This window comes from Pseudomonas sp. N40(2020), assembly GCF_014472415.1.
Classification (GTDB): domain Bacteria; phylum Pseudomonadota; class Gammaproteobacteria; order Pseudomonadales; family Pseudomonadaceae; genus Aquipseudomonas.
In genome coordinates, this window is the sequence record NZ_JACSZV010000052.1 from 1 (window position 1) to 21616 (window position 21616).

Below are 21616 nucleotides of genomic sequence, written 5' to 3' on the forward strand. Positions count from 1 at the left end.
GCTTCATGTAGGAGCTGCCGAAGGCTGCGATCTTTTGATTTTGTTTTTGAAGATCAAAAGATCGCAGCCTTCGGCAGCTCCTACAGGGCAAGGGCAGGGCTGAGAGCGGCAGAAAAGCGGCATCTGGCGGAAACCGGTTGCCGCTTTTCTGGCATTGCCGCTTTGCCGATGCCCGGCAAAGCCCCGGTTTACGGGGACTTCTCGCATTGGCACGCCGCTTGCTAAAGCTCAGTTACGAAAAACCGGTCATCCGAAGGTTCCCGACATGAGCATCAGCTTCGATAAAGCGCTCGGCATTCACGAAAAAGCCCTGGGCTTCCGCGCCCAGCGTGCCGAAGTCCTGGCCAACAACATCGCCAACGCCGATACCCCGAACTACAAGGCGCGGGATCTGGAATTCTCCAAAGTGCTCGAAGCACAGACCGAGAAAACCAAGAGCGGTGGCACGTTTGCCCTGAACATGACCAACAGCCGTCACATCGAGGCTGAAGGACTGGGCAACGGCGACGAGTCGCTGATGTATCGCACGCCGATGCAACCGTCGATCGACCAGAACACCGTGGATGCACAACTGGAACAGTCCAATTACGCGGAAAATGCCGTCGGCTTCCAGGCCAGCTTCACGCTGCTCAACAGCAAATTCAAAGGGCTGGTATCAGCCCTGCGCGGAGAGTAATCCATGTCCCTGTCCAGCGTTTTCAACATTGCCGGTAGCGGCATGAGCGCACAAACCACGCGTCTGAACACCGTGGCTTCGAACATCGCCAACGCCGAAACCGTCTCTTCGAGCATCGACCAGACCTACCGCGCCCGTCACCCGGTGTTCGCCACCATGTTCCAGGGTGGCCAGAACAGCGGCAGCAACTCGCTGTTCCAGAGCCAGGATGCGGCCGGTCAAGGCGTGCAGGTACTCGGTGTGGTCGAAGACCAGAGCAACCTCGAAGCGCGTTACGAGCCGAACCATCCGGCCGCTGACGGCAAAGGCTACGTCTACTACCCGAACGTCAACGTGGTGGAAGAAATGGCTGACATGATTTCCGCGAGCCGTTCCTTCCAGACCAACGCCGAAATGATGAACACCGCCAAAACCATGATGCAGAAGGTACTGACCCTCGGTCAGTAATAAGGGGCGACTGCCATGAGTGTTTCCGATTCCACCAGCGGCGTAAGCATCAAAGACGTTCTGGCCAATTCTTCGGTCAAGACCGGGACGACCACTGATGGTCTGGCTGCGGCCACCAACAGCGCCACCGGCAAGCAGGCTTTGGGCAAAGATGCCTTCCTGCAACTGCTGGTCACCCAACTGAAGAACCAGAACCCGCTTGATCCGCAGGACAACAGCGAGTTCGTCGCTCAGTTGGCGCAGTTCAGCAGCCTGGAAGGCATCACCACGCTGAACGACACCGTCACCGGCATTGCCGGCAACTACAACTCCTCGCAAGCATTGCAGGCGTCGTCGCTGGTTGGCCGTTCGGTCATCGCGCAGACCGACAAGGCTGTAGTCGACACCAGCAAAAGCCTCAACGGCACCGTGGTGGTTCCGGCCTCCGGCGCAGTTTCGCTCTCGATCAAAGATGCCGATGGCAAAGTCGTGCGCACCATCGACATGGGCACCCAGAACGCCGGCAACGCCAGCTTCATCTGGGATGGCAAGGACGCTTCCGGTGCGGTCGCGAAGGCGGGCACTTACACGTTCACCGCCAGCGCCACTTACGACGGCAAGGCCACTTCGCTGGTGACTTACCTGCCAGCGACCGTCAACAGCGTGACCATCAGCCAGACCGGCGGTGAGTTGATGCTGAACCTGGCGGGCCTGGGCAGCGTTGCGCTGTCCAAAGTACAAACCATTGGTATATAGAGCCGACTAACCGGCACAAAGGAGTGGAATATGTCTTTCAATATCGGCCTTAGCGGTCTCTATGCTGCCAACAAGCAACTGGACGTGACCGGCAACAACATCGCCAACGTTGCGACCACCGGTTTCAAATCGTCCCGTGCAGAATTCGAAGACGTGTACTCGGCCACTCGCCTGGGTACCGGTAGCAAAACCGTCGGTAACGGCGTGCGCCTGGCCAACGTTTCCCAGCAGTTCGGCCAGGGTGATGTGAGCAACACCGGCAACGTGCTGGACATGGGTATCCAGGGCAACGGTTTCTTCATCCTCAGCGACAACGGTTCCCTGAGCTACACCCGTGCCGGTGCATTCAAGACCGACGCTGAAAACTACGTGGTCGATAACAACGGTAACCGTCTGCAAGGCTATGGCGTCGATGCCAACGGCAAGATCATGACCGGCGTGCTGACTGACCTGAAGATCGACACGTCGGCCCTCAAGCCGAACGCGACGTCCAAGATCGACCAGACCATGAACCTGAACTCGGAAGACACCAAGCCAACCGTGGCGCCGTTCAGTCCGACCGATCTGAACAGCTATAACAAGCTGATTTCCACGCCGGTCTATGACACTCAGGGTAACGAGCACCGCATGGATCAGTACTACGTGAAAACGGGTACCAATGCCTGGAGCGTCTACACCTACATGGATGGTCGTACCCCATCGGATCCGGCCAACAACACCCTGACACCGATGACCCACGACCTCACGTTCAACTCTGATGGTTCCATCGCGACCCTGACGGCGGGCGCTGGCTGGACCAAAACCGGCAACACCCTGACCATGAGCGGCTGGATTCCAGGTGTGGTGACCAACGCGACGACCTCGCCAGTGACCTGGGGGCCGAACGGTTCCGATGCCAACTCGACCGGTATCGCGTTCAACACCGCGTTGACCACGTCCTATAACGCTCCGACCGCGCGTACTGCGCAATATCAGGACGGTTATGCGACTGGCCAGATCTCCAGCCTGACCATCGATTCGACCGGTGTGATGACGGCTAACTTCAGCAACCAGCAGACCAAGGCGATTGGTCAGGTGGCGGTGGCGAGCTTTGCCAACGAGCAGGGTCTGCAGCCGATTGGCGGTACGCGCTGGAAAGAGACGTTCGCGTCGGGTGTGGCCGGGGTTGATTCGCCGAAGACCGGTACGCTGGGTTCGATCGTGTCGAACTCGCTGGAAGAGTCGAACGTTAACCTGACCAATGAGCTGGTGGATCTGATCAAGGCGCAGAGCAACTATCAGGCGAACGCCAAGACCATCTCCACCCAGAGCACCATCATGCAGACCATCATTCAGATGACTTGATGCTGGTTGGCGCTGCATAAGAAGCCCCTCGTCAGAGGGGCTTTTTTTTGCCTGGTGGAATCAGGATCAAAAGATCTTAAAAGGCAGGCAAAAGAAAACCCCCGACAATCCAGAGGACTGATCGGGGGTTTTCAGGTCAGCGCCTTGCGGCGCTCACCGGCTCAGCTTATTGGCAAGCTTCGCAATCCGGCTCGTCGATGGCGCAAGCCTTTGGCACTGGAGCGGGACCGGCCGGAGCTGCCAGAACCGAATCATCACCATGGTTGCCGCCGCTGGATACAGCGTTCAGCTTGCCGGTGTTGATGGTCGACTTCTCGGTGCTGGTCGCGGCCAGAGCACGGAGGTAGTAGGTGGTTTTCAGACCACGGTACCAAGCCATGCGGTAGGTCACGTCGAGTTTCTTGCCCGATGCGCCGGCGATGTACAGGTTCAGCGACTGGGCCTGGTCGATCCACTTCTGACGACGGCTGGCCGCGTCAACGATCCACTTGGTGTCCACTTCGAACGCGGTCGCGTAGAGCTCTTTGAGTTCTTGCGGGATGCGCTCGATCTGCTGAACCGAACCGTCGTAGTACTTCAGGTCGTTGATCATGACCGAGTCCCACAGACCGCGAGCCTTGAGGTCGCGAACCAGGTACGGGTTGATCACGGTGAATTCGCCCGACAGGTTCGATTTCACATACAGGTTCTGGTAGGTCGGTTCGATCGACTGCGATACGCCAGTGATGTTGGCGATGGTCGCGGTCGGTGCGATGGCCATGATGTTGGAGTTACGAATGCCTTTCTGTACACGGGCGCGAACCGGTGCCCAGTCCAGGGTTTCGTTCAGGTCAACGTCGATGTACTTCTGGCCGCGTTGCTCGATCAGGATCTGTTGCGAATCCAGCGGCAGGATGCCTTTGGACCACAGCGAACCGTTGAACGTCTCGTACGCGCCGCGCTCGTCGGCCAGGTCGCAGGAAGCCTGGATCGCGTAGTAGCTGACCGCTTCCATCGACTTGTCTGCGAATTCGACGGCAGCGTCGGAGCCGTAGGCGATGTGCTGCAGGTACAGCGCGTCCTGGAAGCCCATGATGCCCAGACCTACCGGACGGTGACGGAAGTTGGAGTTCTTCGCTTGCGGCACCGAGTAGTAGTTGATGTCGATCACGTTGTCGAGCATGCGCACGGCGGTGTTCACGGTGCGTTGCAGCTTGGCGGTGTCCAGCTTGCCGTCGACAATGTGGTTCGGCAGGTTGATCGAGCCCAGGTTGCAAACAGCGATTTCATCCTTGTTGGTGTTCAAGGTGATCTCGGTGCACAGGTTCGAGCTGTGAACCACGCCGACGTGCTGCTGCGGGCTACGCAGGTTGCACGGGTCTTTGAAAGTCAGCCATGGGTGGCCGGTTTCGAACAGCATGGACAGCATTTTGCGCCACAGGTCTTTGGCCTGGATGGTCTTGAACAGCTTGATCTTGCCCGGGTACTCGGACAGCGCTTCGTAGTACTCGTAACGCTCTTCGAAGGCTTTACCGGTCAGGTCGTGCAGGTCCGGTACTTCGGATGGCGAGAACAGGGTCCACTTGCCGTCATCGAAGACACGCTTCATGAACAGGTCAGGGATCCAGTTGGCAGTGTTCATGTCGTGGGTACGACGACGATCATCACCGGTGTTTTTACGCAGCTCGATGAACTCTTCGATGTCCATGTGCCAGGTTTCCAGGTAGGCACACACAGCGCCTTTGCGCTTGCCACCCTGGTTAACGGCTACAGCGGTGTCGTTCACGACTTTCAGGAACGGAACAACGCCTTGCGACTTGCCGTTGGTGCCTTTGATGTACGAACCCAAAGCACGGACAGGCGTCCAGTCGTTGCCCAGGCCACCGGCGAATTTCGACAGCATGGCGTTGTCGTGGATCGCGTGGTAGATGCCCGACAGGTCATCCGGAACGGTGGTCAGGTAGCAGCTCGACAGCTGTGGACGCAAGGTGCCGGCGTTGAACAGTGTTGGAGTCGAGGCCATGTAGTCGAAGGACGACAACAGGTTGTAGAACTCGATCGCACGGTCTTCTTTGTTCTTCTCTTCGATCGCCAGGCCCATGGCCACGCGCATGAAGAAGATCTGCGGCAGTTCGAAACGCACGCCATCCTTGTGGATGAAGTAACGGTCGTACAGGGTTTGCAGACCCAGGTAGGTGAATTGCTGATCACGCTCGTGGTTGATCGCCTTGCCCAGTTTTTCCAGGTCGAAGGTGGCCAGCACAGGGTTCAGCAGTTCGAACTCGATACCTTTGGCGATGTAGGCCGGCAGGGCCTTGGCGTACAGGTCGGCCATTTCGTGATGGGTGGCGCTTTCGGCGACTTCGAGGAAGTTCAGGCCTTCGGCACGCAGGGTGTCCATCAGCAGGCGGGCGGTCACGAACGAGTAGTTCGGCTCACGCTCAACCAGGGTACGGGCGGTCATCACCAGAGCGGTGTTGACGTCGGTCAGGGCCACGCCGTCGTACAGGTTTTTCAGGGTTTCGCGCTGGATCAGGTCGCCGTCGACTTCTTCCAGACCTTCGCAGGCCTCGGTGACGATGGTGTTCAGGCGGCCCATGTCCAGCGGCGCCAGGCTGCCGTCGGCACGGGTGATGCGGATCGACGGGTGCGCGTTGACCGCTTCTTCGGCCGGCGCGTGGGCAGCGCGTTCTTTCGAACGGCCGTCACGGTAGATCACGTAGTCGCGAGCGACTTTCTGCTCGCCGGCACGCATCAGGGCCAGTTCGACCTGGTCCTGGATTTCTTCGATGTGGATGGTGCCGCCCGAAGGCATGCGACGCTTGAAGGTCGCGGTGACTTGTTCGGTCAGGCGGGCAACGGTGTCGTGGATTCGCGACGAGGCGGCAGCGGTGCCGCCCTCAACTGCGAGAAACGCTTTGGTGATAGCGACGGTGATCTTGTCATCGGTGTAAGGAACGACAGTGCCATTGCGCTTGATCACGCGCAGTTGACCAGGCGCGGTAGCTGCCAGATCCGAATTCGAATCGGCGGCCTGCGGCAAGGTGCCCTGCGGGTTCTCGCGAGTTGTGTCGGTTTGCATGGGGGATTGTCTCCACATTCTCTATGTTTGTTTGGGCACCATCATGGTGCTCACCGTTCTGTCCCGAAGCACTACAACCGACGAGCGTCGGCCTAACAACTTCGGAGCAGTAGGAAAAAGGCTACATCGCCGCGTCCCTGCCGAAGTTTTGGTTGCGAGCCTGCGCTCGAACCGGATTCCTTCCCGGGTGACAGTAATGACTGCAACACCCATACCGTTCTTTGCCATTTGGAGCTAAAAAAACGGTGCCATCCGCAAGCGCGGTTTGGGCTTCGAAAAACTTGTTTCGTTCAACCCGAAACTTGCCATAAAGCGCTTGAGTTTCAGGTCTGAAATGTGGTTGGGCGTTTCAGTCGAAAACCCCATATGTAGGGTCTCCGTTTTCGCCGTGCTACAAGATAATGCGTTTCAGGGGAGGAATGCAACGGACAGCCTGTGGATAAACCTGTGCGTAAATTGTGTAAGAAAGCAGGAATTCACGTGTAGGCCGCGAACCCACTGAGCTAGACCGTTTGTCACTGTTCTTTTAACCGGAAAAACGCTTCAGCGGATTTTTAAGGGCGCGAACCCTATCACAAAAAACCGCCTTGTCCGAACGCATTTACCGACTTGTGTTCTGGCTGTACGCCGTTTATACAATCGGCCCATGCGCAGGCATTCTTATCCTCCAGAAAGATGACAAAAAGACCGGAGGATCCCTTCTTTTATTAGTAAACCTGGCAAGCAGAGGTCACCCGTGGAGCAACAAGCCTTTCAGGTATTGATAGTCGAGGACGATCAGCGTCTGGCCGAACTCACTCGCGACTACCTGCAAGCCAATGGATTGCGCGTCGGAATCGAAGGCAACGGTGCGCTGGCGGCGGCGCGGATTATCCAGGAACAGCCGGATCTGGTGATCCTTGATCTGATGCTGCCCGGTGAAGATGGTCTGAGCATTTGCCGCAAGGTGCGTGACCGTTATGACGGCCCCATCCTGATGCTCACCGCGCGCACCGATGACGCCGACCAGATCCAGGGGCTTGATCTCGGCGCCGACGATTACGTGTGCAAACCGGTGCGCCCACGGCTGCTGCTGGCGCGGATTCAGGCGTTGCTGCGACGCAGTGACACACCGGAGCCGAGCGCGGAAAAAAGCCGCCGTCTGCAATTCGGCCCGCTGGTGGTCGACAACGCCTTGCGCGAAGCCTGGTTGAGCGACAACGGCATCGAACTGACCAGCGCCGAGTTCGACCTGCTCTGGTTGCTGGTGTCCAATGCCGGGCGAATCCTCTCCCGCGAAGAAATCTTCACGGCGTTGCGCGGCATCGGCTACGACGGCCAGGACCGCTCGATCGATGTACGCATCTCGCGCATCCGCCCGAAGATCGGCGATGACCCTGACCATCCGCGCCTGATCAAGACCATCCGCAGCAAAGGCTATCTGTTCGTCCCTGAAGCCTGCGTAGACCTGGCGCTGTGAACTCTATCTTCCTGCGCATCTACGGCGGCATGTGCGCCGCGCTGATTCTGGTGGCGGTGCTCGGCGTGCTGGCGCTGAACCTGCTCAACCAGGTGCGCAGCGAGCAATACCGCGAGCGCCTGGCCCATGGCACGTTCTCGCTGATGGCCGACAACCTGCAACCGATGAACCAGACCGAGCGCCATCGTGCCCTGCTGGTGTGGGAGCGTTTGCTCGGCATCCCGTTGGCGCTGAAGAAGTTTGCCGAGACCGATCTCGACCTGACCCAGCGCACCCGCGTGCTGCGCGGTTCGGCGTTGGTGGAGCAGACCGGCCCGCACGCGGCGAAGGTTTACCGACTGGTCAGTGACAAAGAACAGTTGGTGCTCACGGGCGAGGTGCAGCAGATCAGTGAGCAATTGGCCCGCGCGACTATTTACCTGTTGGCCGATGAGCTGGTGCGCGTGCCAGTGGCCGAGCAGCCCAAGCGGTTGGCGCAGATAAAGGAAGACAAGGGCTTCGGTTTCGATCTGCGTCTGGTCACGGTGAACGACGCCGACATGGACGAAGACCAGAGCCGTCGCGTGGCCGAGGGCGACACGGTGATGGCGTTGGGCAAGGGGGGGGATTCGATCCGGGTGTTTGCCGGCATGGTCGGCACGCCGTGGGTGCTGGAAATCGGCCCGTTGTATCAGATGAATCCGTATCCACCGGAGTGGCTGGTGTTGATCGCTGCGCTTGGCCTCAGTTTGATCGGTCTGATCGTTTATCTATTGGTGCGCCAACTGGAGCGGCGCTTGCGCGGCCTCGAAGCGGCGGCCACGCGGATCGCCAAGGGCAGTCTGGAAACCCGCGTGCCGGCGCGCGGTGCCGACTCGGTCGGGCGGCTGGCTTCCGCGTTCAATGGCATGGCGGAGCACTTGCAGCAATTGCTGGCGATCCAGCGCGAACTGGTGCGTGCGGTGTCCCATGAGCTGCGCACGCCGGTGGCGCGGTTGCGTTTCGGCCTGGAGATGATTGGCTCGGCGACCACACCGCAAGCGCTGGAAAAGTACCGTGAAGGCATGGATCACGACATCGAAGACCTCGATAAGCTGGTCGATGAAATGCTCACTTATGCACGACTGGAGCAGGGTTCGCCGGCGCTGACATTTCAGCGCATCGACCTTGATGCGCTGGTCAATCAAGTGATTGAAGAGTTGGCGCCGCTGCGTGCCGAGGTCACGGTGCAGCGCGGCTTGTGCCTGTCGGCCGCCGACAATGACGATGCCTGGGTCGAGGCCGAGCCGCGTTACCTGCACCGGGCGCTGCAGAACCTGGTGAGCAACGCCATGCGCCATGCAGGCTCGAAGGTCACGGTGAGTTATCAGGTCGGCCAGTTGCGTTGCCGGGTGGACGTCGAGGACGACGGGCCGGGTGTGCCGGAAGTGGCGTGGGAGCGGATTTTTACGCCGTTTCTACGGCTGGATGACAGCCGCACGCGGGCGTCAGGCGGGCATGGATTGGGCTTGTCGATTGTGCGGCGGATCATCCATTGGCATGACGGCCGGGCGATCATTGGCAAGAGCAAAAGTCTGGGTGGGGCTTGTTTCAGTTTGAGTTGGCCGAGAAATCAGGAGCGCCGCTGAGCCCCGCAGTGGCTGGACGATAGCTTTCGCGAGCAGGCTCGCTCCCACAGGTGAAATGCATTCCAAATGTGGGAGCGAGCCTGCTCGCGAAGAGGGCTGCACAGGCGCCGAAAATCTTCAGGCTTTGATGCTGACCAGACTCAACAACTGCCCATCCTGCACACCAAACTGCGCATCCAGCTCCGTCCCGTTGCGCCATTCACTCGACAGATCCGTCAACAGACGCAACCGCACCTCACCCTGTTCAGTCCACTCCAGCACTTCGGCGTGCTCAAAGTAAAAGCGCTTCTGCACGATCGGGTACAGCGCCTTGAACAAACTCTCTTTTACCGAAAACGTCAGCGTCACCCACAGCGCCAACTGATCCCGCGAACCCGCCGCCATGCGTTGCATCTCCGGCGGCGTGAGGATTTCCCCGGCCAGTCGTTCGGCACGTTCGGTATTTAGCAGGTTTTCCAGATCCATACCCAGACCGCGCCAATGTTGCTTGTTGGCGACGATCGCCGCCGCGCGGCCGGTGCTGTGGGTGATCGAGCCGCAGATGTGCGCCGGCCATACCGGCGCACGATCTTCGCCAATCGCCGGGATCGCCCCCTTGCCTTCCAATTGCTGCAACGCCGCACGGGCGCAGACTCGCCCGGCGAGAAACTCCGCCTGCCGCTTGGCCACGGATCGCTGAATACTCGGCGGCGGCTCGATGGCGCTGCGTTGGAAATCATCGCCGAGCAGTTGTGACGGATCGAAATGGGTGCTGAGCAGCACCGTGTCAGGCAACACCGTTGGCAACGGCCAGTGGGCATCGAGCGGGGTGCAGCAGGCGGGGAGGGCAGGCGTTGGATTCATGGCGGGCATTTTGCCGGTTAGCATCAAAACTGGGTAGAGGCACACACCTGTAGGAGCTGCCGAAGGCTGCGATCTTTTGATTTTGATTGTTAAAAACAGGATCAAAAGATCGCAGCCTTCGGCAGCTCCTACAGGGGCATTGCGATCCATTGAAGATTTTTGATCGCGCAGGTTTTGGGTCAGCCAAATATTGTCTGGAAGAACGCCTTCATATCCGCCCAGGATTTTTCATCGGCTGCCTTGTTGTAGCCGATGTCCGGGCCACCGTGCTCGCCATGACCCAGGCGATCGGCATCCGGATTGGTAAAACCATGCTTGGCCCCATCCAGGCTGACGAACTTGTAGTCAGCGCCGGCCTTGTCCATTTCCGATTTGAACGCGGTGACGTTGTCCGGCGTGACCATACTGTCCAGTGCGCCATGCTCCACCAGAATCTTCGCCTTCACACTGCCGGGCGTGGCCGGTGTCTTGGTCGCCAGTGCGCCGTGGAAACTCACCACGCCCGCCAGTGGCTCACCCTGTCGCGCGGCATTCAGCACCACGGCGCCGCCGAAGCAATAACCGATGGCGGCGAGTTTGTTCACGTCGGTCTGCGGTTGTTTCTTCAGCAGGTTCAGCCCGGCCTCGAAGCGCTTGCTGGAGGCGGCCGCGTCCTGCGTCGCCGCCTGCATGAACGCCATCGCATCTTTCGGGTGCTCGGTGTTCTTGCCCTCGCCGTACATATCAATCGCCAATGCGCTGTAGCCGAGTTCGGCCAGATCCCGCGCGCGGCGTTTGGCGTAGTCGTTCAGGCCCCACCATTCGTGCACCACAACGACTCCCGGGCGCTTGCCTTTGATGGCGTCGTCGTAGGCGTAGTAGCCGATCAGCTTGGTGCCGTCGGCACTCTGGTAGGGGATTTCTTCGGTCTTGATCGCCGCCTGGGTGAGGCTGCTGACGGCCAGCAAGGTGAGGGCGAGGAACAGGCGCATGGTCGTTGTCCTTATCGAAAAGTGGTCAGAACAGCCTAGTCGATTTGGTTCAGGTCAGGTTCAGAGAGCGTTCAGGGTCGGTACAGGGGAGGGTCAGTAACCTTGCGCCATACCCAAACAGCACTGTGAAAGAGGAAATACCCATGACTCGTTTAAACAAACTGCTGCTGGCAATGACCGTTATGAGCGCCAGTATCGCGGCCCAGGCCGACACCACTTCGAACTTCGCCGGCCTGACCTTCGGCCAGACCAGCGACAAAATCGACAAGTCCCATGCTCTGAACAACAACCTCGATCACCCTAACGCCACCGGCGCGATCGACGGCAACAACACCTACGGCGTACGCCTCGGTCAGCAAAACTCGCAAGGTCGCTACTACGCCACCTACGACAACGTGTCCGGTTCGCACAATGGCATTAAACTGCGCCAGGAAAACTTGTTGGGCAGCTACGATCTGTTCTACCCGGTGGGCAGTACCACCAAACTGTTCGGCGGTGCGACGGCCGGTCTGACCAAACTGACCCAAGAGTCGCCAGGCTATAGCCGCGACAGTGACATCGGTTACGCGGTCGGCGGCCAGTTCGGTGTGTTGCAGCAAGTATCGCAAAACACCTCGGTGGAACTCGGTTACCGTTACCTGATGAGCAACGCGAGCACCGAGATGAGCGAACGCGGTGGCAGCAAGCAAGGCTCGCTGGATCTGAACAGCAGCGCGCAGACTTACCTGTCGGCCAACTACAATTTCTAAGGAGTTGCCGCCAAATTCAATGTGGGAGCGAGCCTGCTCGCGAAGCGATGTGTCAGTCGACATCTTCATTGACTGACTCACCGCTTTCGCGAGCAGGCTCGCTCCCACAGATGTGTAGTCGGAGATGTTTGATTTGCCCGGGAGAGCAATATGAAACTGTTGGTCGTCGAAGATGAAGCGCTGTTGCGCCATCACCTGCAAACCCGTCTGACGGAGAGCGGTCACGTGGTCGAGTCCGTGGCCAATGCCGAGGAGGCGCTGTATCAGACTGGACAGTTCAACTTTGACCTGGCGGTGATCGACCTTGGTCTGCCGGGCATGGGCGGCCTCGACCTGATCCGTCAGTTGCGTTCGGGCGGCAAGACCTTCCCGATCCTGATCCTCACCGCGCGCGGCAACTGGCAGGACAAGGTCGAAGGTCTGGCTGCCGGCGCCGACGATTACGTGGTCAAACCGTTCCAGTTCGAAGAACTCGACGCGCGCCTGAATGCCTTGCTGCGCCGCTCAAGCGGCTTCACCCAGTCGACCATCGTCGCCGGCCCTCTGTTGCTCGATCTCAATCGCAAGCAAGCGAGCCTCGACGAGCAACCACTGGCGCTGACCGCCTACGAATACCGCATTCTTGAATACCTGATGCGTCATCACCAGCAAGTGGTGCCCAAGGATCGCCTGATGGAACAACTCTATCCGGATGACGACGAGCGCGATCCGAACGTGATCGAAGTGCTGGTCGGCCGCTTGCGCCGCAAACTCGAAGGCCCGGCAGGGTTCAAGCCGATCGACACCGTGCGTGGCCTCGGCTACCTGTTCAATGAGCGCTGCACTTGATTCGTTCCCTTCGCGTCCGTTTGATGCTCGCCGCCACTACGTTGGCGGTGTTGTTCATGCTCGCCTTGCTGCCGGCGATGCAGGGCGCTTTCAGCCTCGCGTTGCAGGACTCTATCGAGCAGCGTCTGGCGTCGGACGTCACCACGCTGATTTCTGCCGCGCGCATCGAAAACGGCAAATTGGTCATGCCCTCGCAGTTGCCGGATGAGCGTTTCAACCTCACCGACTTCCGTCTGCTGGGTTACATCTACGACCGCGAAGGTCATCTGGTCTGGCGCTCGAAAGCCACTCAGGAAGAGCAGATCAACTACAAGCCGCGCTACGACGGGCTCGGTAATGAGTTCGCGCGGATTCGTGAGAGCAACGGTCAGGAATTCTTCGTTTACGACGTTGAAGTAAAACTGCTCGGCGGTAAAAGCGCGGCATTCAGCATCGTCGCCCTGCAGCCGGTGCGCGAATACGAAACCACCCTTGAAGGCCTGCGCGAGAATCTGTATCTGGGCTTTGGCGCAGCCTTGCTTGTGCTGTTGGCGCTGCTGTGGATCGGCTTGACCTGGGGCTTGAAGGCCTTGCGCCAACTCAGCCAGGAACTCGACGAAATCGAGAGCGGCACCCGCGAAAGCCTCACGGAAAAACATCCGCGCGAATTGCTGCGTCTGACTGGCTCGCTCAACCGCTTGCTGCTCAGTGAGCGCCAGCAGCGCAGCCGTTATCGCGACTCTCTCGACGACTTGGCCCATAGCCTGAAAACGCCGTTGGCGGTGTTGCAGGGTGTCAGTGAGGACATGGCTCAGCGGCCCAAAGACATCGATCAGGCGTTGGTGCTGCAAAGTCAGATCGAACGGATGAGTCAGCAGATCAGTTATCAGCTGCAACGGGCGAGTTTGCGTAAAAGCGGTTTGGTGCGACATCAGGTGCGGCTGCGTCCGGTGCTGCAAAGCCTGTGCGATACGCTGGACAAGGTTTATCGGGACAAGCGTGTGCAGGTGGCGTTTGATCTGCCGGAGCATTGTTATGTGCCGATCGAGCAGGGTGCCTTGTTGGAGATGATGGGGAATTTGCTGGAGAACGCTTATCGGCTGTGTCTTGGGGAAGTGCGCATTAGCGTGCGTGAGTCGCTCGCCGGGGTTGAGTTGTGTGTTGAGGATGATGGGCCGGGGGTGCCGCCGGATCAGCGGGCGCGGATTCTTGAGCGCGGTGAGCGTTTGGATCGGCAGCATCCGGGGCAGGGGATTGGGTTGGCGGTGGTCAAGGACATCATCGAAAGCTATAACGCCAAGTTGATGCTGGGGGATTCGCCGATGGGTGGGGCGGCGTTTCGGATTCATTTTCCTGCGGTTTGAGTTTTGTTGTGGGCATATCCGTTGCTGCGGGTGTTGCTGCTGGTGGTTCCGCCCTTACGGCGGGTCACTTTTGGCAAACGCCCCAAAAGTAACCAAAAGGTCTGTGCCCTGACGTTCGGCCCCTCGCTGAGGCTCGGGGTTCCTTCGTTCCGGGATTGATCCGGGCGCATCGCCTCCGGTTTGCTTCGCTGCACCTCCTCTCGATGTGTTTGGCTGCGCCAAACGGTCGCTTCGCTCCCACCCCCGGATCAATCCCTCCACTCAGCCTGCCGACGGGCCTTCAGATCAAGAGCTGTACTCGAGCTAACGCTCATTGTGTTGAGTGGTGAAAAGCGTGCGGTTGGCTTTTGATTTTCTGTAGGAGTGAGCCTGCTCGCGATGGCGGCCTGACAGCCGACCAATCTCTGGCAGGTTCCCCCCATTCCCTGTAGGAGCTGCCGAAGGCTGCGATCTTTTGATCTGTTTTGGCTTTGGCTTTGGCTTTGGCTTTTGATCTTGCTCTTGATCTTGCTCTTGCTCTTCAGCCCATCGGCAGGCCGAGCGTAGGTGTTCATCCGGGGGTAGGCGCGCAGCGCCGTGCGGCGAAGCCGCATCCATCGAGAGGAGGTGCAGCGCAGCAAACCGGAAGCGATGCCCCCGGATGGACACCGTAGCGAGGGAACACTGAGCCTAGGCGAAGTGCCGTACGTCAGGGGGCAGCCTTTTTGGTTACTTTTTCGGCGTCTGGAAAAAGTGACCCGCCGTAAGGGCGGAACCCTAATCAGCAACACCCGCAGCAACGGATATACACCCAAATCCAAATCCAAATCCAAAACTCAGAGGGCGGAACCTCGAAGCCGCCTCACTGCTCCTGCGCCCGATAAGCCCCCGGCGTCAGCCCCGTCCACTTCTTGAACGCCCGGTGAAACGCCGACGGTTCGGAAAACCCCAACTGCTCGGCAATCTGTTGCAACGACAGATCCGCCCGCCCCAAATGATAGATGGCGATATCCCGCCGCAGTTGATCCTTCAGCTCCTGAAAACTGGTGCCTTCGTCGCGCAAGTGCCGGCGCAGGGTCTGTGGGCTGATGTGCAGATGAGCGGCCACCGCTTCCAGATCCGGCCAGCGCGCACTGTCGCGGCTGAGCAAGCGGCGCAGGCGACTGCTGAGGCTGTCGCCATCATCCGGGCGTGACAGCAAGTCAGCGGGGGAGCGTTCGAGGAAGTGTTTGAGAGTGCGTTCGTCCTGCAAAAGTGGCATGTGCAAGTAGCGGCTGTGGAACAGCAGGCTGCTTTGCTGCGCTGAAAATTCCAGAGCGCAGGGGAATAGCAGATCGTATTCAGCGCCATGCGCAGGTTTTGCATAGCTGAAGGTTGCCTGCTCCAGACGGATTCGCTGGCCGATCAGCCAACTGCCGAGGCGGTGCCAGATCACCAGCAGGCTTTCGCTGAGAAAGTGATCCGGGTCCCATAATTGCGAATCGTCGAGGCTCAGGCGCACCCATTCGTCTTCGCGAGTGAGGCTCAAGCGGGGGGCTTCGGGGAATAGGCTATAAAACATTAAGCCGCGTTGCAGGGCCTTCTCCAGATTGCGGCAGTGAATCGAGGCATGGCACATCATGGCGAAGCTGCCGGGTTTGCTCGGTGCCTTGCCAAAACCGAGGTATTCGTCGTCCAGCGCCAGCCACAGGCCCTGGATCAACCGGGTGAACTGCTCCGGGGCGATGCGCGCACGAGGCTCATCGAGCAATTCAGGGCTGATTCCCAGTTGCTGCAACAGGCCCGCGTAGTCGAACCCCAGGCGGCGTGCGCCACCGAGGGCGGCACGGGCGAAATGACTGGCAATGGTGCGTTCGCGCATAAGCGGCAAATCCTTCCTCAAGCGCCGGATGGTAGCCATGGGTGGCATGGGCAACAAGGCGGATTTCCGCCAAATTGTAGGACGAGACTCGGTGAGTTGGCGGAAATCCGCCATACCTGGGTAACCGGACGGTGACACAAATGAACCTGTAATACCTGATATCAAAAGGCTGGCAGTGAATTGCACCAATGTGGCACGAGGTTTGCGATAAGAGCGACAGAAGCGTGCGTTTATCCCTCAGGAGAAAGCGCCGTTCCAACAACAAATCCCTCCAGTGCAGGAGGGTTCGCAATTTAAGGTTTCGCGGACAACAGATGGATGTTGCCTCGTGGGACTCTTGAGGAAATTTGCAATGACGACTCGTCAGCCACTCTACAAATCCCTGTACTTCCAGGTGATCGTTGCAATCGCCATCGGCATTCTGCTCGGTCACTTCTACCCACAGACCGGTGTGGCCCTCAAGCCGCTGGGTGACGGGTTCATCAAACTGATCAAAATGGTCATCGCCCCGATCATTTTCTGTACCGTTGTCAGCGGCATCGCCGGCATGCAGAACATGAAATCGGTGGGCAAGACTGGCGGCTACGCGCTGCTGTACTTCGAAATCGTTTCCACCATTGCCCTGCTGATCGGTCTGGTCGTGGTTAACGTCGTGCAACCGGGCGCCGGCATGCACATCGACGTGACCACCCTGGACGCTTCGAAAATCGCCACTTATGTGACGGCCAGTAAAGACCAGAGCATTGTCGGCTTCCTGCTTAACGTGATCCCGAACACCATTGTCGGTGCATTCGCCACGGGCGATATCCTGCAAGTGCTGATGTTCTCGGTGATCTTCGGTTATGCCTTGCATCGCCTGGGCTCCTACGGCCGACCGCTGCTGGACATGATCGATCGCTTCGCCCACGTGATGTTCAACATCATCAACATGATCATGAAACTGGCGCCACTCGGTGCGTTCGGTGCCATGGCGTTCACCATCGGTGCCTACGGTGTCGGCTCGCTGGTGCAGTTGGGTCAGTTGATGATCTGCTTCTACATCACCTGCGTGCTGTTCGTGGTGGTGGTGCTGGGCGCGATCTGCCGCGCGCACGGTTTCAGTGTTTTGAAACTGATTCGCTACATCCGCGAAGAGCTGCTGATCGTACTGGGCACTTCGTCCTCTGAATCGGCACTGCCGCGCATGCTGATCAAGATGGAGCGTCTGGGTGCGAAGAAATCGGTAGTCGGTCTGGTGATTCCGACCGGTTACTCGTTCAACCTCGATGGTACCTCGATCTACCTGACCATGGCGGCTGTGTTTATCGCTCAGGCGACCGACACCCAAATGGACATCACTCACCAGATCACCCTGCTGCTGGTGCTGCTGCTGTCCTCCAAAGGCGCTGCCGGTGTGACCGGTTCGGGCTTCATCGTGCTGGCGGCCACCCTGTCGGCCGTAGGTCACTTGCCGGTGGCCGGTCTGGCGCTGATCCTGGGTATCGACCGCTTCATGTCCGAAGCCCGCGCGCTGACCAACCTGGTGGGTAACGCCGTTGCGACCATCGTTGTTGCCAAGTGGGTGAAAGAGCTGGACACCGATGTACTGCAAGCCGAACTGGCTTCTGGCGGTCGCGGTATCTCTGATGAGCGTGAAGAAGACGACCTGGGTGTGGCTGAAGGCCCAACCCCGAGCAATGTGAAGTAAGCATCGCTTGAAAGAAAAAACCCGCTTCGGCGGGTTTTTTCTTGCCCGGGATTTGAGCGCAACGGTCACTGCGCCTGATGGATCCGGTGATTGCTGTAAGCGCCATCGCTGCCTAGGCTGGGTGCATCGCACAAGGAGTTCGCCCATGTCCGCACCGCTGGCCTCACTCAAGATTCTGGATTTCTCGACCCTGTTGCCGGGGCCGTTCGCCTCGCTGCTGTTGGCGGACATGGGCGCCGAGGTGCTGCGCATCGAATCGCCGACGCGCCTGGATCTGCTGCGGGTGTTGCCGCCACATGATCAGGGAATGTCGGCCAGTCACGCGTATCTCAACCGCAACAAGCGCAGCCTGGCGCTGGATCTGAAACAGCCAGACGCACTTGAAGTGGTCAAGCAACTGCTCGCCGATTACGACATCGTCCTGGAGCAGTTTCGCCCCGGCGTGATGGAGCGCCTGGGCCTGGGTTATGAGGCTCTGAAAGCAATCAACCCGAAGCTGATTTACGTGTCGATCACCGGTTACGGCCAGACCGGCCCGTACAAGGATCGCGCCGGGCATGACATCAACTATCTGGCGCTGGCCGGGCTCGCTAGCTACACCGGCCGGGCTGACAGCGGGCCGTTGCCGCTGGGCATGCAGGTGGCGGATGTCGCTGGCGGTTCGCTGCACGGGGTGATCGGCTTGCTGGCGGCGGTGATTGCTCGGCAGCAGACCGGGCAGGGCACGCATCTGGATGTGAGCATGACTGATTGCGCGTTCAGCCTGAACGCCATGGCCGGCGCCGGGTATCTGGCCTGTGGTGAGGAGCCGGGCTGGGAAGACCAGATGCTCAATGGCGGCAGCTTTTATGACTACTACCGATCTCGCGATGGGCGCTGGATGTCGGTGGGCAGTCTTGAGCCGGGATTCATGCAGCCATTGTGTGCGGCGCTGGGCCGGCCTGAGTTGGCGGCGCAAGGCTTGTCACCCAAACCCGAGCAACAGCAGGCGCTGAAGGAGGCGTTGAAGGTCGAGTTCGAGAAGCATGACTTTGCAGCGCTGTGTACGTTGTTTGCCGGGATTGATGCGTGTGTCGAGCCGGTGTTGAGTCTGAGCGAGGCAGTGAAACATCCGCAATTGCAGGCGCGGGAGCTGGTGACGCAGGTGCCGCGGGGGGATGGGACGATGCAGGCGCAGATTGCTTGTCCGTTGAAGTTTTCCGAGGATTTGCCTGCCCCCCGGCATCTCGGGGCGGGGTTGGGGCAGCATACGGATCAGGTGTTGGGGGAGTTGGGGTTTAGTGCTGAGCGGATCGTTGAACTGCGCCTAGCCAAGGTCATTCTCTAGTGTCTGTACCTGCCCTTTCGCGAGCAGGCTCGCTCCCACAGGTGACTGAATTCCAGGGTTGGAGCGAGCCTGCTCGCGAAGAGGTCAATGTGAAGGACACAAACCTCAATTATTCGACCCGCATCTCACCGCTGAACACCAAAGTATTCCGGCATCGGCGACACAAATACCGCCGCCCCTGCCTGACCAGGCTATGGCGCTGCGCCGAAAACGGAAAATCACTGTCCGCGCATGGGCACTTGTAGATGTAGCGGGTCACGCTGCGGCGTTTGATTGCGTAGGTGTGGCAGCGATCCGGCGGCAGTTCGTAAACGCCGCGCATGATCAGTTGCCACTCCTCGCCGTGGGGCTGGATGCGGTCGCCGAACAACTGATGGGCGATCAGGTGCGCGACTTCGTGGGCCACGGTCTGCTTGAGGAAGTGTTCGGTGTTTTCCCGGTACAGCTGCGGGTTGAAGCGCAGCAGGTTCTCGTGCAGATGCGCGACCCCGGCTTTTTGCCCGCGCAGCTTGAGACTCACCACAGGGCGTTGGAAATGACGTTTGAAAAAGGATTCAGCGAGTTGGTAACAGTCTTCGACGCGGGTATTGAGTTGCTCGGGCATGCTTGATGGATCTCCAGAGGCGTCGAGTATGCCGCAACCCTCGGGACTTGCGAATCGCTGAACTGCCGAATGGTCATCCTCCACACGAGAAGGCCGCCTTGCGGCGGCCTGTATTGGCAGATCTTGTTTTTCTCGGTGAGTCATTGCGCTAGTTGGTATAGACGGGCCCCACGCCCAGTCCCCAGACGATCACGGTGAACGCCATGATGGCCACCAGCACCACCAGACCCACCGCCAGCACTGAGCTGGAAAACAGAAAGCCTTCATCTGACGGAATATTCATGAAGGTCGGCAACCCGACATACAGTAGATACACCGTGTAGCAGATGGCGGCCGTGCCGACGATCATCCCCAGCCACATGTGCGGATATAGCGCTGCCAGCCCGCCGACAAACAACGGTGTCGCGGTGTACGTGGCAAACGCCACGCAACGGGCCAGGCTCGGGTTGGCGTCATAAGTGCGGGCCATCCAGTGCACAAAGGCGCCCATGACCGCGACACCGCCGAGCATTGCCAGGTACGACATGACCGTCATCCAGATGGCGCTTTCAACGGTGAGCATGACCGGCGCGCGGTTGCCGATCACCCAGCCGACCTGCGTGGTGCCGATGAAGGCCGACACGGCCGGGATTGCCGCCAGAATCAGCGTGTGCGTGAGATACATGTGGCTGATGCTTTCCTCTTGGTCGCCACGGATTTCCTTCCATTCCTGATCGGGGTGGGTAAAAAGTCCCACTACGTGATGGATCATGCCAGTCACTCCTCTTGTTATTGCCGTCGCCCCCCAGCGGAGCGCTTTCGGGCCAATGAGGCCGAGCAAATTCAGGTCTTCAGATGTATGCGACCTTATGTCGCAGTATAGAAAGGTCTTAACCGCACAGGCACTAGGGGCTTAGAGCAAATCGCGCTGTAAACGCTGGGCTTAATCGCCGCAGGGTCTTGGCATCAGCTCTGTTTTATCTTTGAAATACATTTGTGGTGAGGGGATTTATCCCCGATGGGGTGCGGAGGAGCCCTAAAACCTCAGAACTCTATTTTCCCGATACTTCCCGTTGGATGGCTTGACGACTGCTGCGCAGCCGATCGGGGATAAATCCCCTCGCCACAGAGGGCAATGCAGACCTCGGAAGAATGGGACAGACCCGCGGCCCTTCGCCCCCACGACGTTTTTGCGTAAAATGCCCGCCTTTCGTCACACCTCACGGATTTCGCGTCATGGGCACTCTTACGGTCAACCAGAACAAACTGCAAAAGCGCCTGCGCCGCCTGGCCGGCGAAGCTGTTGCCGACTTCAACATGATCGAAGACGGCGACAAGGTCATGGTCTGCCTGTCCGGGGGCAAGGACAGCTACACCATGCTCGACGTGCTGATGCACCTGCAGAAGGTTGCACCGATCAAGTTCGAGATCGTCGCCGTGAACATGGACCAGAAGCAGCCGGGCTTCCCCGAGCACGTGCTGCCGGCCTACCTCAAAACGCTGGGCATCGAGTACCACATCGTCGAGAAAGACACCTACTCGGTGGTCAAGGAGCTGATTCCGGAAGGCAAGACCACGTGCTCGCTGTGCTCGCGTCTGCGTCGCGGCACGCTGTACACCTTTGCCGACGAAATCGGCGCGACCAAAATGGCCCTCGGTCATCATCGCGACGACATCGTCGAGACGTTCTTCCTCAACATGTTTTTCAACGGCAGCCTCAAGGCGATGCCGCCGAAGCTGCGCGCCGATGATGGCCGCAACGTGGTGATCCGTCCGCTGGCGTACTGCAACGAGAAAGACATTCAGGCTTACTCGGACTTGAAGGAATTCCCGATCATCCCGTGCAACCTCTGCGGCTCGCAGGAAAACCTGCAGCGTCAGGTGGTCAAGGAAATGCTCCAGGACTGGGATCGCAAGACCCCGGGTCGTACCGAAAGCATCTTCCGCAGCCTGCAGAACGTGGTGCCGTCGCAACTGGCCGACCGCAACCTGTTCGACTTCACCAGCCTCAAGATCGACGAAACCGCGGCGTCGCGCTTCGTCAATGTCGTGAACCTCTGACGGTTTCGGCAGCTCTGACTTACGGCGCTTGCGGGCGCCGTTTTTATTTTCATTT

At 59.1% G+C, this 21616-nt stretch carries 18 protein-coding genes; 12 read left to right on the top strand and 6 right to left on the bottom strand.

Going from position 1 to position 21616, the window contains the following annotated elements; all coding sequences use genetic code 11:
• The first annotated feature begins 265 nt into the window (after nt 1-265).
• The 4 genes from flgB to flgE are packed head-to-tail and all read left to right on the top strand — an operon-like array spanning nt 266 to nt 3202.
• Nucleotides 266-676 carry a flagellar basal body rod protein FlgB gene (gene flgB, locus IAI51_RS24890; RefSeq protein WP_187680887.1) on the top strand — a complete coding sequence of 137 codons (411 nt, stop codon included), beginning with the start codon at nt 266-268 and terminating at the stop codon, nt 674-676.
• Nucleotides 677-679: 3 nt separating this feature from the next.
• Complete coding sequence (gene flgC, locus IAI51_RS24895) at nt 680-1123, top strand: flagellar basal body rod protein FlgC (RefSeq protein ID WP_187680888.1); 444 nt, start codon at nt 680-682, stop codon at nt 1121-1123.
• 15 nt (nt 1124-1138) lie between these two features.
• Nucleotides 1139-1858 carry a flagellar hook assembly protein FlgD gene (gene flgD / locus IAI51_RS24900; RefSeq protein ID WP_187680889.1) on the top strand — a complete coding sequence of 240 codons (720 nt, stop codon included), beginning with the start codon at nt 1139-1141 and terminating at the stop codon, nt 1856-1858.
• 30 nt (nt 1859-1888) lie between these two features.
• The gene (gene flgE / locus IAI51_RS24905; protein WP_187680890.1) at nt 1889-3202 is read left to right on the top strand and encodes a flagellar hook protein FlgE; all 1314 of its coding nucleotides are present in this window, start codon (nt 1889-1891) and stop codon (nt 3200-3202) included.
• Between the two features lie 166 nt (nt 3203-3368).
• On the opposite strand, the gene IAI51_RS24910 is transcribed toward flgE, so the two are convergent.
• Nucleotides 3369-6263, bottom strand: a complete 2895-nt coding sequence (locus IAI51_RS24910) for a ribonucleoside-diphosphate reductase subunit alpha (protein WP_187680891.1) — start codon at nt 6261-6263, stop codon at nt 3369-3371.
• Between the two features lie 736 nt (nt 6264-6999).
• On the opposite strand from IAI51_RS24910, the gene IAI51_RS24915 reads away from it, so the two are divergent.
• Together IAI51_RS24915 and IAI51_RS24920 are read left to right on the top strand one after the other, a co-directional pair.
• Nucleotides 7000-7722: a response regulator gene (locus IAI51_RS24915; RefSeq protein WP_187680892.1), complete on the top strand. Its 723-nt coding sequence runs from the start codon at nt 7000-7002 to the stop codon at nt 7720-7722.
• Nucleotides 7719-9329, top strand: a complete 1611-nt coding sequence (locus tag IAI51_RS24920; protein ID WP_187680893.1) for an ATP-binding protein — start codon at nt 7719-7721, stop codon at nt 9327-9329. Before IAI51_RS24915 ends, IAI51_RS24920 begins: the two co-directional genes overlap by 4 nt.
• A 117-nt stretch (nt 9330-9446) precedes the next feature.
• On the opposite strand, the gene IAI51_RS24925 is transcribed toward IAI51_RS24920, so the two are convergent.
• Both IAI51_RS24925 and IAI51_RS24930 read right to left on the bottom strand, forming a co-directional pair.
• A complete protein-coding gene (locus tag IAI51_RS24925; RefSeq protein ID WP_222944282.1) occupies nt 9447-10172 on the bottom strand; it encodes a 4'-phosphopantetheinyl transferase in 726 nt (241 codons plus the stop codon).
• A gap of 179 nt (nt 10173-10351) precedes the next feature.
• Nucleotides 10352-11143 carry a dienelactone hydrolase family protein gene (locus IAI51_RS24930; protein WP_187680895.1) on the bottom strand — a complete coding sequence of 264 codons (792 nt, stop codon included), beginning with the start codon at nt 11141-11143 and terminating at the stop codon, nt 10352-10354.
• 143 nt (nt 11144-11286) lie between these two features.
• Here IAI51_RS24930 and IAI51_RS24935 point away from each other — a divergent pair, with 143 nt between their 5' ends.
• The 3 genes from IAI51_RS24935 (at nt 11287) to IAI51_RS24945 (ending at nt 14063) form a co-directional block, all read left to right on the top strand.
• Nucleotides 11287-11892 (top strand): hypothetical protein, encoded by a 606-nt coding sequence (locus IAI51_RS24935; protein ID WP_187680896.1) that lies wholly within the window; start codon nt 11287-11289, stop codon nt 11890-11892.
• 150 nt (nt 11893-12042) lie between these two features.
• On the top strand, nt 12043-12720 hold the full coding sequence (locus IAI51_RS24940) for a response regulator transcription factor (protein WP_042560510.1): 678 nt from the start codon (nt 12043-12045) through the stop codon (nt 12718-12720).
• Nucleotides 12717-14063: an ATP-binding protein gene (locus IAI51_RS24945; RefSeq protein WP_187680897.1), complete on the top strand. Its 1347-nt coding sequence runs from the start codon at nt 12717-12719 to the stop codon at nt 14061-14063. The genes IAI51_RS24940 and IAI51_RS24945 overlap by 4 nt, the downstream gene beginning before the upstream one ends.
• Nucleotides 14064-14904: 841 nt before the next feature.
• Here the strand turns inward: IAI51_RS24945 and IAI51_RS24950 are convergent.
• The gene (locus tag IAI51_RS24950) at nt 14905-15903 is read right to left on the bottom strand and encodes an AraC family transcriptional regulator (protein ID WP_187680898.1); all 999 of its coding nucleotides are present in this window, start codon (nt 15901-15903) and stop codon (nt 14905-14907) included.
• Nucleotides 15904-16255: 352 nt separating this feature from the next.
• Between IAI51_RS24950 and IAI51_RS24955 the strand changes: the two genes are divergently transcribed.
• Together IAI51_RS24955 and IAI51_RS24960 are read left to right on the top strand one after the other, a co-directional pair.
• Complete coding sequence (locus tag IAI51_RS24955) at nt 16256-17590, top strand: dicarboxylate/amino acid:cation symporter (RefSeq protein WP_187680899.1); 1335 nt, start codon at nt 16256-16258, stop codon at nt 17588-17590.
• A gap of 145 nt (nt 17591-17735) precedes the next feature.
• Entirely contained in the window at nt 17736-18917 is a 1182-nt protein-coding gene (locus IAI51_RS24960; protein WP_187680900.1) for a CaiB/BaiF CoA transferase family protein, read from the top strand.
• Nucleotides 18918-19026: 109 nt separating this feature from the next.
• Here the strand turns inward: IAI51_RS24960 and IAI51_RS24965 are convergent, their stop codons facing one another.
• Nucleotides 19027-19521 carry a SprT family zinc-dependent metalloprotease gene (locus tag IAI51_RS24965; protein WP_025112945.1) on the bottom strand — a complete coding sequence of 165 codons (495 nt, stop codon included), beginning with the start codon at nt 19519-19521 and terminating at the stop codon, nt 19027-19029.
• A 148-nt stretch (nt 19522-19669) separates the two neighbouring features.
• Nucleotides 19670-20272 (bottom strand): Yip1 family protein, encoded by a 603-nt coding sequence (locus tag IAI51_RS24970; protein WP_007917515.1) that lies wholly within the window; start codon nt 20270-20272, stop codon nt 19670-19672.
• A gap of 464 nt (nt 20273-20736) precedes the next feature.
• Between IAI51_RS24970 and ttcA the strand changes: the two genes are divergently transcribed.
• Nucleotides 20737-21561, top strand: coding sequence for a tRNA 2-thiocytidine(32) synthetase TtcA (gene ttcA, locus IAI51_RS24975; RefSeq protein WP_187680901.1), 825 nt, complete (start codon nt 20737-20739; stop codon nt 21559-21561).
• The last annotated feature ends 55 nt before the right edge of the window (nt 21562-21616 follow it).